Origin of the sequence: Mycobacteroides abscessus ATCC 19977 (assembly GCF_000069185.1) — a bacterium.
Classification (GTDB): Bacteria; Actinomycetota; Actinomycetes; order Mycobacteriales; family Mycobacteriaceae; genus Mycobacterium; species Mycobacterium abscessus.
On the sequence record NC_010397.1, the window covers coordinates 705,340 to 718,965 of the forward strand.

At 64.7% G+C, this 13,626-nt stretch carries 13 protein-coding genes; 7 read left to right on the forward strand and 6 right to left on the reverse strand.

Annotation, left to right across the window (positions count from 1 at the left end):
- Nucleotides 1–10 precede the first annotated feature (10 nt).
- Nucleotides 11–1,021 carry a hypothetical protein gene (locus MAB_RS03705; protein ID WP_005085615.1) on the reverse strand — a complete coding sequence of 337 codons (1,011 nt, stop codon included), beginning with the start codon at nt 1,019–1,021 and terminating at the stop codon, nt 11–13.
- A 69-nt stretch (nt 1,022–1,090) separates the two neighbouring features.
- Between MAB_RS03705 and MAB_RS03710 the strand changes: the two genes are divergently transcribed.
- Nucleotides 1,091–1,534, forward strand: coding sequence for a DoxX family protein (locus MAB_RS03710; RefSeq protein WP_005115085.1), 444 nt, complete (start codon nt 1,091–1,093; stop codon nt 1,532–1,534).
- Here the strand turns inward: MAB_RS03710 and MAB_RS03715 are convergent.
- Nucleotides 1,531–2,595 carry a hypothetical protein gene (locus MAB_RS03715; protein WP_227975878.1) on the reverse strand — a complete coding sequence of 355 codons (1,065 nt, stop codon included), beginning with the start codon at nt 2,593–2,595 and terminating at the stop codon, nt 1,531–1,533. The two genes, MAB_RS03710 and MAB_RS03715, sit on opposite strands and share 4 nt — an antisense overlap.
- A gap of 135 nt (nt 2,596–2,730) precedes the next feature.
- Between MAB_RS03715 and purL the strand changes: the two genes are divergently transcribed.
- The 5 genes from purL to MAB_RS03740 are packed head-to-tail and all read left to right on the forward strand — an operon-like array spanning nt 2,731 to nt 8,513.
- Nucleotides 2,731–5,016: a phosphoribosylformylglycinamidine synthase subunit PurL gene (purL, locus tag MAB_RS03720; protein WP_005064180.1), complete on the forward strand. Its 2,286-nt coding sequence runs from the start codon at nt 2,731–2,733 to the stop codon at nt 5,014–5,016.
- Nucleotides 5,013–6,815, forward strand: coding sequence for an alpha/beta hydrolase (locus MAB_RS03725; protein ID WP_005113213.1), 1,803 nt, complete (start codon nt 5,013–5,015; stop codon nt 6,813–6,815). Before purL ends, MAB_RS03725 begins: the two co-directional genes overlap by 4 nt.
- Nucleotides 6,815–7,456, forward strand: a complete 642-nt coding sequence (locus MAB_RS03730; RefSeq protein WP_005115747.1) for an Rv0804 family intramembrane glutamic endopeptidase — start codon at nt 6,815–6,817, stop codon at nt 7,454–7,456. Before MAB_RS03725 ends, MAB_RS03730 begins: the two co-directional genes overlap by 1 nt.
- Nucleotides 7,457–7,491: 35 nt before the next feature.
- Nucleotides 7,492–8,094 (forward strand): hypothetical protein, encoded by a 603-nt coding sequence (locus tag MAB_RS03735; RefSeq protein ID WP_005085620.1) that lies wholly within the window; start codon nt 7,492–7,494, stop codon nt 8,092–8,094.
- 32 nt (nt 8,095–8,126) lie between these two features.
- Entirely contained in the window at nt 8,127–8,513 is a 387-nt protein-coding gene (locus MAB_RS03740; protein WP_005087146.1) for a sterol carrier family protein, read from the forward strand.
- Here MAB_RS03740 and MAB_RS03745 read toward each other — a convergent pair.
- A complete protein-coding gene (locus MAB_RS03745) occupies nt 8,510–9,826 on the reverse strand; it encodes a hypothetical protein (protein WP_005087148.1) in 1,317 nt (438 codons plus the stop codon). The two genes, MAB_RS03740 and MAB_RS03745, sit on opposite strands and share 4 nt — an antisense overlap.
- Nucleotides 9,827–9,938: 112 nt before the next feature.
- Between MAB_RS03745 and purF the strand changes: the two genes are divergently transcribed.
- Complete coding sequence (purF, locus tag MAB_RS03750) at nt 9,939–11,453, forward strand: amidophosphoribosyltransferase (RefSeq protein WP_005085623.1); 1,515 nt, start codon at nt 9,939–9,941, stop codon at nt 11,451–11,453.
- Here purF and MAB_RS03755 read toward each other — a convergent pair.
- The 3 genes from MAB_RS03755 to MAB_RS03765 all read right to left on the reverse strand — a co-directional run bounded on the left by MAB_RS03755 (nt 11,450) and on the right by MAB_RS03765 (nt 13,591).
- Nucleotides 11,450–11,980: a hypothetical protein gene (locus tag MAB_RS03755; RefSeq protein ID WP_005085624.1), complete on the reverse strand. Its 531-nt coding sequence runs from the start codon at nt 11,978–11,980 to the stop codon at nt 11,450–11,452. The genes purF and MAB_RS03755 overlap by 4 nt on opposite strands.
- Before the next feature lie 74 nt (nt 11,981–12,054).
- Nucleotides 12,055–13,068, reverse strand: a complete 1,014-nt coding sequence (locus tag MAB_RS03760; protein WP_005085626.1) for an AraC family transcriptional regulator — start codon at nt 13,066–13,068, stop codon at nt 12,055–12,057.
- A 58-nt stretch (nt 13,069–13,126) separates the two neighbouring features.
- Complete coding sequence (locus tag MAB_RS03765) at nt 13,127–13,591, reverse strand: MarR family winged helix-turn-helix transcriptional regulator (protein ID WP_005113215.1); 465 nt, start codon at nt 13,589–13,591, stop codon at nt 13,127–13,129.
- Nucleotides 13,592–13,626: the final 35 nt, after the last annotated feature.

Below are 13,626 nucleotides of genomic sequence, written 5' to 3' on the forward strand. Positions count from 1 at the left end.
CCTACGAGAGTCAGCGCGGGCAGGTTTCGAATTGGGCGCGCAGCTTGGCCTGCATATTCACATTGTCCGGCGTTCTGGGTTGCGGTTCTTGCACGCCCGCCGAGCAGCGCCCGGGGCGCACCGTGATCTGCGCCTCGTCGATGTCGTAAACCGTGGCCGTTTCCGACTTCGCGATCAGTTGAAGTTGCTTGACCGCAACGCGATCCATGTCTCGCGGGGCAAGCTTGCCGAGCCGGATGCGATTGCTGTCGGGTTGTTTGGGATTGAAGGCGAGCGGGTCCAGATTGAAGGCGCCGTGGACGGGCGCGATGGCATCCAGTGCCTGCCACAGGCGCAACTGCGCCGGGGTCGGCAGTCCGTGCGCGGATCGGATGCTGGGTGGATCATTGGCGTAGATAAAGGAGTTGGTGATCACCCAGTCGCTTCTCGACTGGGGAAAGTCGGCAGCGAGCCGGCGAACCACCGCCGCGAACTCCTCGGCGCCTATGTTGCCGGGTCGCCGATTCTTGCCATCGAACAAGGTGATCTCGAGGCTGGTCCCGGCGGACCGGTCATGGTCGGCCGGTGTTGCCCAACCGGTGATCTCGTATCCATAGTCGCCCCGGGACAGCCTCAGCCAGTCCTGCCACGGCGGTTCGGGGGTGGTCACCGACGGCCGTAGTTCGACATACATCGTCGAATGCATGTGATTTCCCGGGGGCCAGCGCCGCACATGGAGGGAGGCCCTGAGCGTGCGGAACGCGCGGGAGGCGTGGATTTGATCGGTGAAGACGTGTGTCAACGCGGAGAGCTGGTCGGTGGTCGCCTCGTCGCGTACGTAGACGTCGAAGCTGACCTCGGTGGGCCCGAATCCGCCATTGCGCCCGACGGTGTGCGACACCGACGACACCCCCGGCAGAGGCTTGAGGGCCTGGTCGATTCGATCCGCGGACTGCGCACCGGTGAAGTCGCAACCGGCGAGCACGGACACCCCGATGAGCGCCAGCGCACGGAGCCGTCTCCACTGACCACACATTCCCATGGCTGGAGTATGGCCTCCCGGTGAGCCGCGACGCTCTTGTCGGTCGATATCAATACTGTGAGAGGGTCGATGGAGAAGGGACCTGTGATGGCTGAGGCCAAGAGTGTCGTGTCGAGCGTTCAAGCCGCGTTCGCTGCCCGGACGCCCCCGGAGAAGATCGGTCTCGCGCTGACCGCGATCATCGTGCTGTTCCTGTTGGCCGATGCCATCCCGAAGATCTTCGGAGCACAGTTTTCCCGTAGCGCGACGGAGGCGCTGGGGTTTCCGTCCTATCAAACCGCGCTCATCGGCTGGGTGCTGCTGGCATGCACCATCGTGTTCGCCGTCGCGCGGACCGCGGTGCTCGGCGCCGTTGCCCTGACCGCCTATCTGGGAGGCGCGGTCACCATCGACATGCACGAGGAGGCGTGGTTCCCGGTCATCTTCGCGGTCGGGTTCGGATTGCTGATCTGGGCAGCCCTGGTGTTGCGCCGGCGTGAACTGCTGAAGGTGCTGATCGGGGCGGATCGCTAGGCGCAGCTCTCGAACCACTGGCGCAGCTCGTTCTGCAACGCGGACCCGGTATCGAACTCTGGGGAGCAACCGCCGACAATGACCGTCAGCGTGCTCTCGCCGTATGTCGCCTCGTACGTGACACGTTGCTGATATGCCTTGAGCAGCATCAGTTGGCTCAGCGCTGCGCGCCGCCAGGCCGTCTCATCGACGCCCGGGAGTGTGACGGTGACCGATGACATCTCGTCACTGTTCCCCGCATCCCGGACAAGACTCATCTGCGCCGGGGCGATGTCGGAGAGTGCTTCCCAGAGACCCAACTCGGCCTCGGTGGGCCATCCCCGCGAGGTACCGAGTTCCAGATTGCTCGCGTTCGCCGATGTCTGTCCACGGGTAGCGGTGGCGGTCCACGCCGCCTCGCGCAGACCGGGGAAGTCGGTAGCGATGCGGCGGAAGACAGGGGAGAAGTCTTGTGCGCGAGTTTCTCTCGGCTTCCCGTCGACCGATGGCGCCAACGTCACCGTGATCTGTTTATGAGACTGACCGTTCACATGGCTGGTGTTCACGTGGATGTCGTTTCCGTAGTGTCCCCGGATGAGCGCCTGCCACTCTCGCCAGTCGGGTACGGGTTCGGCACTTTCCCCGTCGGTAGTCGCAGAGATACGACCGCAGTAGCGATCCGGCGGTGCGACAGTGGACGGACAGTCGTTGATGGTCAGCCGGACGTCGAAATGTGCGTGATCGGCTCCGGCGCTCTCTGCTTGACGGGTGAAGACCTCCCAGATTGCCGTGAGCTGCTCTGGTGTGATGCCGGGCCGGACGTTGGCGTCCAGATGCATCGTGAATGTGTCGTACCAGCCGATCGAGAAGCTGTGAGTGGTGCTGTCCACACCGGGCAGGCTGTTGATCGCTTGAGCGATCGAACGGGACGGATCTGTCTGACTTGCCGCACATCCGCCCGCAGCCAGCAGAGAGGAACCCACCAGGATCCCAACCGCGGCCAGCAAACCTGCACGGAGCACCTTCCGAGTATGACGTACATCGTCGGCAGGGGTCGTCCGGTTACGCGACGGATCTGGCACGCGCCGGGCACGCCCGCCGCCGACGAGCATGATCGTGTGCCCGGCCCGCACCATCCCTCCGGCTGGTAGGCCCGCTCCGTACGGTCAGCACGGTGCGTAGCGAGGGCAAGGCGGGTTCGACGGTAGAATCTGTTCGTGACTTCACGGGTTGACACGGTCGACAACGCAGCATCCACCCCCGATCACCCGCAGCCATTCGCTGAGCTAGGGCTCAAGGACGACGAGTACGCGCGCATCCGCGAGATCCTCGGTCGTCGCCCCACCGACGCCGAGCTGGCCATGTATTCGGTGATGTGGAGCGAGCACTGCTCCTACAAGTCCTCGAAGGTGCACCTGCGCTACTTCGGGCAGACCACCACCGAGGAGATGCGCTCGGCGATGCTCGCCGGCATCGGGGAGAACGCCGGGGTGGTGGATATCGGCGACGGGTGGGCAGTCACGTTCAAGGTCGAATCGCACAACCATCCCTCGTACGTGGAGCCTTATCAGGGCGCGGCGACCGGCGTGGGCGGCATCGTGCGCGACATCATGGCCATGGGTGCCCGGCCGATCGCTGTCATGGATCAGCTGCGCTTCGGCGCCGCCGATGCGCCCGACACCCGTCGTGTTTTCGATGGCGTAGTACGTGGTATCGGTGGCTACGGAAACTCACTGGGTCTGCCGAACATCGGCGGCGAGACGGTGTTCGACGCATCGTATGCCGGCAACCCCTTGGTGAACGCCCTGTGCGCCGGCGTGCTGCGTAAGGAAGATCTGCACTTGGCGTTCGCCTCCGGCGCCGGCAACAAGATCATTCTGTTCGGTGCGCGCACCGGGCTCGACGGTATTGGCGGAGTCTCGGTCCTGGCGTCAGAGACATTCGGCGGTGACGAGGCCGACGGCGCCTCGCGCAAGAAGCTTCCCAGTGTGCAGGTGGGTGATCCGTTCACCGAGAAGGTGCTCATCGAGTGCTGTCTGGAGCTGTATGCCGCTCACCTGGTGGTTGGTATCCAGGACCTCGGCGGCGCCGGACTGTCCTGTGCGACATCGGAACTGGCATCCGCGGGGGATGGCGGTATGCACATCGACCTGGACAAGGTGCCGCTGCGTGCCACCGGTATGACCCCGGCCGAGGTGCTCTCCAGCGAGTCCCAGGAGCGTATGTGCGCTGTGGTGACTCCGGAAAACGTGGATGCCTTCATGGCCGTGTGCCGCAAATGGGACGTGCTGGCCACGGTCATCGGCGAGGTCACCGACGGTGACCGGCTCCGGATCACCTGGCACGGCGAGACCGTTGTCGATGTGCCGCCGCGGACCGTCGCGCACGAGGGCCCTGTCTATCAGCGCCCGGTGGCTCGCCCAGATACCCAGGATGCGTTGATCGCCGATACCGCGGGCGGATTGGCGCGCCCGGCCAGCGCCGCCGAGCTACGCCAAACGCTGCTGGACATGATCGGCAGCCCGCACCTGTGCAGCCGCGCCTTCATCACCGAGCAGTATGACCGGTACGTGCGTGGAAACACCGTGCTTGCCGAGCATGCCGACTCGGGCGTGATCCGGGTGGATGAGCAGACCGGGCGTGGAATCGCCTTGGCCACCGATGCTTCCGGACGCTACACGCTTCTGGATCCATACCGCGGCGCCCAGCTGGCACTTGCGGAGGCATACCGCAATGTGGCCGCGTCGGGGGCCACTCCGGTCGCGGTGACCAACTGCCTGAACTTCGGCTCGCCGGAGGATCCGGGTGTCATGTGGCAGTTCTCCGAAGCGGTCCGTGGCCTTGCCGATGGCTGTGTGACGCTGGGTATCCCGGTCACGGGAGGCAATGTCAGCTTCTACAACCAGACCGGTACGACCCCCATTCTGCCCACCCCGGTGGTTGGCGTGCTGGGCGTGATCGACGATGTGAATCGGCGCATTCCCACGGGATTCGGAACCGAGCCCGGGGAAACACTGATCCTGCTGGGCGACACCGCCGATGAGTTCGACGGATCGATCTGGGCGCAGGTGGCACATGACCACCTCGGTGGCACACCACCCAAGGTCGACCTGGCCCGCGAACAGCTGCTGGCACAGGTTCTTACCGCCGCGTCACGGGACGGGCTGGTGTCCGCCGCCCACGACCTATCCGAGGGCGGGCTCATCCAGGCCGTCGTCGAATCGGCGCTGGCAGGTGAAACCGGCTGCCGCCTCCTGCTTCCCGAAGGCGCCGATCCCTTCGTGGCGTTGTTCTCCGAGTCTGCGGGGCGCGTGCTGGTCGCGGTACCGCGCACCGAGGAGAGCAGATTCATGTCGATGTGCGAAGCGCGGCAGCTTCCCGCCGTCCGTATCGGTGTGGTCGATCAGGGCTCGGATTCCGTTGAGGTGCAGGGACAGTTCTCGGTCACCCTGGCCGAGCTACGCGAGATTCACGAAGGCGTGCTGCCCGGACTGTTCGGATGAGCGAGACTCCTGGAGTCCCGGTAACAACGAGCACCGTCGATCCCGATGACTGGATCGGCCGCAGTTGGCTGGCATTTCAGGAACTGGAAGAGCACATCGAACACCGGCACCCGCTGGTGGCCTGGGCGTGGAATCTGCTGCGGTTGGATTTCTGTGGAATCGCTTTCGGCGCCCTGTTCTTCTGCCTGTCGCTGACTCCGTCGCTGATGCCGCGCACCTGGCTTTTTCAGGGGCTTATCGGCGGCGCCACCGCGGCCATCGGTTACGGCATCGGCGTCGCTCTCTCCAAACTTGTGCTCCGTTTCTGGCTGCGCCATCAGAAGTGGTGGCCGCTGCGCGATCGGGTGATGATCACCGTCAAACTCGGGGTGGTGGTCCTGGGAGCGGTGTGCTCACTGGCGATGATCGTGCCCGCCGCCCGTTGGCAGCGCCAGATCGCAGCCCTCATGGATGCCCAGGGCCCGACGACATTGGAATACTCAAAGGCGTTTCTCGTGTCCATAGCCGTCGGAGCGCTGTTCATTTCGGTAGCCCGGATACTGCGTGACCTGGTGCGGTTGCTGGCCCGGTTCCTGATCCGCCGTCTGCGCCTGAGCCAGGAGGTGTCGCTGCTCATCGGTACCGCCATCGTGGCGGTACTGGCCATCATGCTGTTCAACGGCGTGTTGGTGCGCGGATTCTTCGCGGCCGCCAATGCCTCGTTCGGCCCGCATAACGACACCACCAGGGCAGGTGTACAACAACCCCTCCAACCCGAGCGGTCCGGCAGCCCGGCGTCACTGTCCTCCTGGGACAGTCTTGGATACGAGGGCCGCAACTTCGTCTCCGGCGGCTTGCACGCCGATGTACTCGCCAAGGTGAATGGGCGTCCCGCCAAGGAGCCCATTCGCGTGTACGCGGGGCTGGAGACCGCCGATACGGCCGAAGAGCGCGCGGACATATTGGTGCGGGAACTGGAGCGCACCAAGGCATTCGATCGCAAGGTGTTGGTCATTGTGCCGACCACGGGCACCGGATGGGTGACGCCCGCCGCGGCGCGGGGCATCGAGTTGATGTACAACGGCGACACCGCGATCGTCGCCACCCAGTACTCGTTCCTGCCCAGCTGGATCTCCTTCCTTGCCGACAAAAAGAAGGCCCTCGCCTCGGGTCAGTTGCTGGTGGACACCGTCCAGAAGCGCTGGGCGCAGCAGCCTGAGGGACACCGCCCCAAGCTGCTGATCTACGGCGAAAGCCTCGGATCTTTTGCGGGACAAGGTGCGTTCGGTGGCCTCGGCGACATAAGGGCGGCGGGTGTCGCCGGTGTGTTGTGGACCGGCCCGCCGAACTTCAGTCATATCTGGAACGAGCTGGTATCCAAGCGGGACCGGGGCACACTGGAAGCACTGCCGGTGTACGACAGCGGATTCACCGCCCGCTTCGCGATCGGCCCTGACATCGACGCCCTCGCCAAACCGCCGTGGCAGAACCCGAAGGTGCTCTTCGTGCAGCATCCGTCGGACCCGGTGACCTGGTGGTCCACCGATCTGCTGTTCAGCGAACCGGATTGGCTCAAGGAGGCCCCGGTGGGCGACCGGTCGGCTGCCATGCGCTGGTACCCGATCGTCACGTTCTGGCAGGTGGCGGCCGACCTGGCGAATGCCGTCGGCGTGCCCGACGGGCACGGCCATAACTACGGCATCTCGTCGGTCAACGGCTGGGCGGCCATCGCCCCGCCAGCGGGCTGGACCCCGCAGGACACCGAACGCATCCGGAAGGCACTCGTCGACACCGCGTCGCTCGACGGCCCCGACACGTGATGTCCGGCGCGCGAGTGCTGGTGCTGGCCGTTGTGCTCGTGGCCTGGCCGGCGGTACTGGAACGGTTCCCCCAGCGCTGGCGCCCTCTCATCGGGGCGGGCACCAGCACGGCCCTGGCCGGTGCCGCGGGCATCCCGCTCGGTCTCAGGCCGCCCCAGCTTGGCGCGGGATTGCGGCTCGGTGGGATCGTCGCGTCGGCGGTGGCCGCCGCCGTAGGCGCCTCGCCCGCACTACAGCCAGTACGCGCCTCGATGCGAGCTCGCGACATCGACCTACATCCGGCAGTCTGGCTGGGCCTGCACATCCCGGTGGGCACAGTGTGGTCCGAGGAACTCGCCTTCCGTGGAGTGTTGCAGCCCCTGGCGACCGAAGCCTTCGGGCGTACGGCGGGCAGCGCAGTCCAGGCGATGGTCTTCGGGCTGGCGCACATCCGGCCCGCGCGTGCCGCCGGCGACTCCATTCCGGGGACGGTGCTGGTCACCGGAATGTTCGGCTGGCTGCTGGGCCGGCTTCGTGAGCGATCGGGCAGCGTGGTGGCGCCGATGCTGGCTCACCTGGCGCTCAACGAGGCCGGCGCGGTGGCAACCCTGTACCTCGGCCGGTCGAATGTCGACTTGTCACCAGAAAGTGCGAGTAACTGATACCAAAAGTCGACATTCGACGGAATACTGCACAGATGGCCTCGAACTGGATGAGCAGGGCCGGTGCAGCGCTGGCAGGCGTGACGGTCGCCGTCGGGCTGGCGCTGGCGGCACCTGCCGGCGCTGACCCCGGGCAGGGCGCATCGTTGCCCGTATTCGTTCCGCACCCCTCGGACTGGGCGCCGGACACCTCGGTGTACCCGTACAACCTGTGGCAGGGCCGGACCAACGATGAGCAGGTGACCGCGCTACGCGATTCCTGCCAGTGGTTCAATGCGCAATACGACACGCTGATGAGCTCGGTGTATGGATTCCAGAACTATCTGCGCGATCACCACGATGTCTGGGCCGCGTCGGGCTCGGAGACTGTCGGCACCGTGGTAACCGCCAACCTGGATCAGTCGGCCGCGTTCCTGGACCCCCGGGTGCACGCGCTATACATCACCAACTACCCGGACCAGAGCCAGTACTCGCCGCTCTACAACGGCGACTCGTTCTATCACCTGTGGTTCCAGTTCACCCAGATCAGCGACAAGATCAAGCAACAGCTGCCCTCCGGGGTGATCAACGCCAACATCGCCACGGCCAACGTCTACGGAAACACCATCCGGGACTCGGGGATCTGCGACGGGGCGTAGCACCCCGGCCTGCCCCAGATAGGCTGGTAGACATGCCAGCCCGTGCACCCGATGCCGCCTCGACCAGGACGGCAGTGCTTGCGGTGGCCGACTGGCTGCATGGTGAACAGGCGCCGGAGCCGGCGCGTGCGGTTCTTGCCGACGCCGTCCGGTTCACCGCCCGTACTCTCGCAGCCGACGCACCGGGCGCCTCCGTGGAGGTCCGGGTGCCACCATTCGTTGCGGTGCAATGCATCTCTGGGCCACGTCACACCCGGGGCACCCCGCCGAACGTGGTGGAGACCACCCCGCGGACTTGGCTGTTGCTGGTGACAGGACTACTCACACTGGAGCAGGCCATTGCCGACCGCACCGTCACCGTATCCGGGTCACGGGCTGCCGAGATCGCTGAGTGGCTGCCCTTGATACCGCTGTCCTAGCGGAAGAACGGGTACTCCTGTACCCAGTGGAAGCCTCTGCTGCGCAACGGGAAAGTCTCCGGATCCATCCGTTTCAGCATGACTGTGACGGGTTTGCCGTAGAGCTTCCCGCCCAGCAGCAGTGAATCGACATTCGGCTGGCTGTAGGTCAGATCCGCGAAGGGCGCTTTCCCGCCGACCTTTCCGCCGGAGTTGTCCGAGATATCGGCGAGCTTCAGATGACCATCGTCGAACTCGGTCGACACCACCACCAGCTCACCGTTCATGCGCTGATAGGTAGCGGCCCCAGGCTGGTCGAAAATGATTGTCTGCCAACGGCTCCTATCGGTGGCGACGGGCGGCACATACGTTCCGTCGACGAAGAACGCCTGCACCGACCAGATGCCGTAAAGCTCGGACTTGGGGCCGCCGCCCCCGTACTCGTGCCAGGTGGTCCAGCCGTCGTAGACGCCGCCCAGCGCCACCCAGAGACCGATCATCACCTGGGCCCAGATGGCGAGACGGTTCCTGCGGTGGTCGTTGAAGAGCGGAGGCTGGCTCAGCGGCTCGCTTGCACGTTGCCGCACAAAGAAATCGAGCAGGCGGTCCAGATAGGGGGCGAGCAGTACCAGGCTTATCAGGAGTAGATGAAAGGACAATAGCTTGACGGGTACGTCGAACGTCATGTTCATCAGGAAGACCTGGGCCATGCTCGCCAGGCTCAGCATGGTGCCCAACACCGCCGTCCGCGGCACGAACAGCAGCAGCCCGGCGATCACCTCCACCGCACCCAGCGCCATCTCGTAAGGGTGAGAACTGCCTACCTGTAACCACAGCACAGAAGCAGGGCTCAGCGTGCCGTATGGCTGTAGCAGCTGAGCCAGCGTGGGGCCGGGCATTTGAGTGGGGATGAGCTTGGCGAACCCGTAGAAGAGCATCTGTCCGCCCAGGCACAGCCGGAGGAAGAGGGTGAACCACGCGAGCAGCCGCGGATAGGAGAGGCGGCGATCGAGCACCGTCCATACCGTGCTCGCCGCGATCGCTAAGACCAGGATGCAGAACACCAGGACCCAGATCGCGGCCTGATCGCCGCTTCCGGAGTCCTCGTGCAGGACCGCATTCACGCCGAACAGGTTGCTGCCCACCCAGCTGGTAAGAGGATTGAGTAGCGACATCGCCGTCAGCGCGAACCGGCCGCCGACCACCCGGCCCACCACCCCCAGCAGCGCGAAGGGGATCTGCGTCAGGAGCACGCAGAACAGGCCGAAGTAGACGACGCAGAACCGGAATGCGACGCGGGTCGACGGGCGCCATGTCGCGGTGGCCTGGGTCACTTTGCGATGGTACCGATGTGTTCGGGCCAGCCGATTCCCCGATCAGCAACCTTCCCCGTAAACTGGGGGAGTCACCCACCTCCACGCAGGACGCAGCCCAGGGAGCCACACCGTGACCGCACAGCCGATCGAGCTGGAAAACGACCCACGCGAAGAATGCGGCGTATTCGGAGTCTGGGCGCCGGGTGAAGAGGTGGCAAAACTCACCTACTACGGCCTGTATGCGCTGCAGCACCGTGGTCAGGAGGCTGCCGGTATCGCTGTGGCCGACGGCTCGCAGATCGTGGTGTTCAAGGATCTCGGCCTGGTCAGTCAGGTTTTCGACGAGCAGACCCTCGCCGCTATGCGTGGCCACGTGGCAGTGGGGCACTGCCGGTACTCCACCACCGGGTCTGTCACCTGGGAGAACGCTCAGCCGGTCTTCCGCACCACCGCGGCGGGCACCGGAGTCGCCCTGGGACACAACGGAAACCTGGTCAATACCGCCGAGCTGACGGAGCGTGCGCGCGATGCCGGTCTGATCAATTCGAAGACGCCCGGCATGGCCACCACCGACTCCGACATCATGGGTGCGTTGTTGGCGCACGGTGCCGCCGACGCCACCCTGGAGCAGGCGGCCATGACGCTGCTGCCCACCGTGCGTGGCGCCTTCTGCTTGGTTTTCGCGGACGAGAACACGCTGTATGCGGCGCGTGATCCGCACGGAGTCCGCCCGCTGTGCCTGGGACGTCTGGACACCGGCTGGGTGGTCGCGTCAGAGACCGCCGCCCTGGACATCGTGGGCGCCTCCTTCGTCCGGGATATCGAGCCCGGTGAATTGCTCGCCATCGACGCCGATGGCGTGCGCTCCAGTCGGTTCGCCAATGCCACACCCAAGACCTGCGTCTTCGAATACGTGTATCTGGCCCGCCCCGACAGCATGCTCGACGGCCGTTCCGTGCACTCGACCCGTGTGGAGATCGGGCGCCGCTTGGCTGCCGAACACTCTGTGGATGCCGACCTGGTGATCGGAGTTCCCGAGTCGGGCACCCCGGCGGCCGTCGGCTACGCCCAGGGCTCGGGCATCCCCTACGGGCAGGGGCTGATGAAGAACGCCTATGTGGGCCGCACCTTCATTCAGCCGTCACAGACCATCCGCCAGCTCGGTATTCGTCTGAAGCTCAACCCCCTTCGCGAGGTCATTCGCGGTAAGCGCCTTGTGGTGGTGGACGACTCGATCGTTCGCGGCAACACGCAGCGGGCGCTGGTGCGGATGCTGCGCGAGGCGGGAGCCGCCGAGGTGCATGTGCGCATCGCATCGCCGCCGGTGCGCTGGCCATGCTTCTACGGCATCGACTTCGCTTCCCCGGCCGAACTTATCGCCAACGCGGTGGAATCCGATGACGAGATGCTCGACGCTGTCCGCACCGCGATCGGTGCGGACAGCCTGGGCTACATTTCCGCCGAGGGTATGGTCGCGGCCACCCAGGAACCGCGGTCGAGGTTGTGCTGCGCATGCTTCGACGGTAATTATCCGATCGAACTGCCCAAGGAGACCGCGCTCGGCAAGAACGTGGTCGAGCACATGCTTGCGGCCACTGCGCGGGAGACATCGAGCGAGAGTTCGGAATCCGTCCAGGCGCGCTAACGTCCTTGCCCGCGCGGCGGCGGGTACGCCTCGTCGACGATCACGTCTCGCAGCCCGGGAACGCCGGTCCTGATGAGTTCGATGTGAGTGTCGATCATGCCCTCGAGGGCTGCCATGAAGGATTGCTGAAGTTCGCCGGTCAGGATCACTTCGTCGATCAGCACGAACAGCTCCGCGACGACTGATGGCTTCTGTTCGTAGACATTGAGTACGACGGTCGCGTTGGCGCCCTGCAGCCCCTGCGAGGCTACCTGGTAGCGCCCCCGCCGTACAGCGAGAAGTGTTGCTGTATCGGTGATTTCGACGACGACCCATTCGATTGGCGTCATCAGCCCGGCGATTCCGATTTGGGTGGTGAATGTGTCGCCGATGCTCAGGGCATCGAGTCGACGGGCAGTGTCGGCGAAGGCAAGGGGTGCGTGATTGCCCGGTTCGATGTCGTCCGCTGACGGTAGTTCGAAGGCGGAGACCGCGGAGATTTCCTCAAGGCGGCGAGGGAACTGAAAGCGCCGTTCAGCCGATAGCAAACTTCCCCCCTCAGGTTTGGTTGGCCCGAGGCTATGTGATCGACGGGGCACGTGCGATGACCGAATTGGGCGAATTACTTGACCGAACGTGTTCCGTTCCGGTACTGAGCCGGTGAGGCGCCCGTCCAGCGCCGGAAGGCGCGAGTGAAGGCACTCAATTCGGAGAAGCCCAGGCGGACGGATAGATCGTTGAGCGACTCCGAGCCATCCTCAAGGCTTTTGATGGCCTCCGTCCGTAGCGCCGCGTCGCGGATACGCCGGATGGAGGTGCCGAACTCGTTGCGAAGTGAACGCTGGAGCGCCGAGGGGGCCATGTTCAGTGCGGCGGCGATATCGCTCACCGTTGGAATGCCCTGCCCAATACTCGATCCGACTATCCGACTCACCCGCTCGGGCAGCTCCCGGTGGTAGCGGCCGACGTCGAACCAGATCTGCTCGGGGTGATCGAGGATGGAGGTGATCTCCTGCTCGGAGCGAAGAATCGGCACATCGAGGAGTTTGGCGTCCAAGATCACCGCGGCCGAATTGCTTCCGAACTCGACCGGCGCCTTGAGTATGTTGCTGCGATCGGATCGTCCGGCCGGGCGGGCCTGGGGGAGAAGAATTCGTTCCGCGTGGATCGCCCGCATGATCAACCAGCTCCAGACCCGGATGACCAGGGCCAGAGTCCACTCGGTGAACGTGACGTCGGGCAACTTAGGGCTTGGTGACACCAGCACCACGGTGGCGAATTCGCCGGATCTGGCGACGGTCATACTCGGCACCAGCGGCATGGCGTCGCGGAACGCCGCCCAGCGGGCAAAAGCCGCGCCGGCGGTTTCCGAAGTCGCCAGGCTGAACATCAGAACCCGGAGCGCCTCGGGTGGGACCGGGGCTTGGCAGCTGCCGAATGACAGGTCACCGGTACGGGCCAAGACCTCGCGTGTCACCGCGCGTAGCTGCGCCGGGCTGATCATGGTGGGCTCGCCTGCGAGGAACCGCGGCGAAATCTGGGCGTCGATCAGCATTTTGGCTGCGTCCATGCCCTGCTGCTGTGCCAACTCCGATGCCAGGGTGCCCCAGCGCGGCGGGATGGACAGCAGTTCCACGTCACCTCCTGATCAAGATTCGAGAGGTGATCTTGGTATAGATTGTTGCCAGTTTCAACTACCCGCGGTACTGCGGTATGTCAATACCGCGTGCGCGCAAGGAGTCTGCGACCTTGATCAGCAGGCGCAGCAGTTCTGCTTGTTCCCTGGTCGACAGGTCGTCGAAGAGCGCTGCAGAGGCCAGTTCCGAGGGGCCGAGCTCCGTCTTGGCGATTTTCCTTCCCGTATACGTGATTTCGACGCAGGTAATTCTTCGATCGCGTTCGTGTGGTACCCGGCGGACCAGGTTTTCCTTCTCGAGGCCATCGATCAGCACCGTCATGTTCCGCGGGGACATACCGAGATATTCGCCTAGCTCGCTCATCCCGGTGGGCTCGGTCCTGATGGACAAGCCTACGAGCACCGTCGCACGCGGTACGGTCATGCCGCCGCCGGTGGGGATGTTCGATCTCGTCCATTGCGTCAACGCCTTGGACACCTTGAGCAGTGTGAAAAGCAGCGCTCGCTTCGTTGTGCTTGACATGGCCAATCTTAACAATTGATAATATTACTGCTGGT

Excerpts from the sequence above, each read along its gene's own strand:
- MAB_RS03765 (WP_005113215.1), bottom strand. The coding sequence starts at position 13,591 with ATGTCAAGCACAACGAAGCGAGCGCTGCTTTTCACACTGCTCAAGGTG.
- MAB_RS03725 (WP_005113213.1), top strand. The coding sequence starts at position 5,013 with ATGAGCGAGACTCCTGGAGTCCCGGTAACAACGAGCACCGTCGATCCC.
- MAB_RS03735 (WP_005085620.1), top strand. The coding sequence starts at position 7,492 with ATGGCCTCGAACTGGATGAGCAGGGCCGGTGCAGCGCTGGCAGGCGTG.
- MAB_RS03705 (WP_005085615.1), bottom strand. The coding sequence starts at position 1,021 with ATGGGAATGTGTGGTCAGTGGAGACGGCTCCGTGCGCTGGCGCTCATC.
- MAB_RS03740 (WP_005087146.1), top strand. The coding sequence starts at position 8,127 with ATGCCAGCCCGTGCACCCGATGCCGCCTCGACCAGGACGGCAGTGCTT.
- MAB_RS03710 (WP_005115085.1), top strand. The coding sequence starts at position 1,091 with ATGGAGAAGGGACCTGTGATGGCTGAGGCCAAGAGTGTCGTGTCGAGC.
- MAB_RS03730 (WP_005115747.1), top strand. The coding sequence starts at position 6,815 with ATGTCCGGCGCGCGAGTGCTGGTGCTGGCCGTTGTGCTCGTGGCCTGG.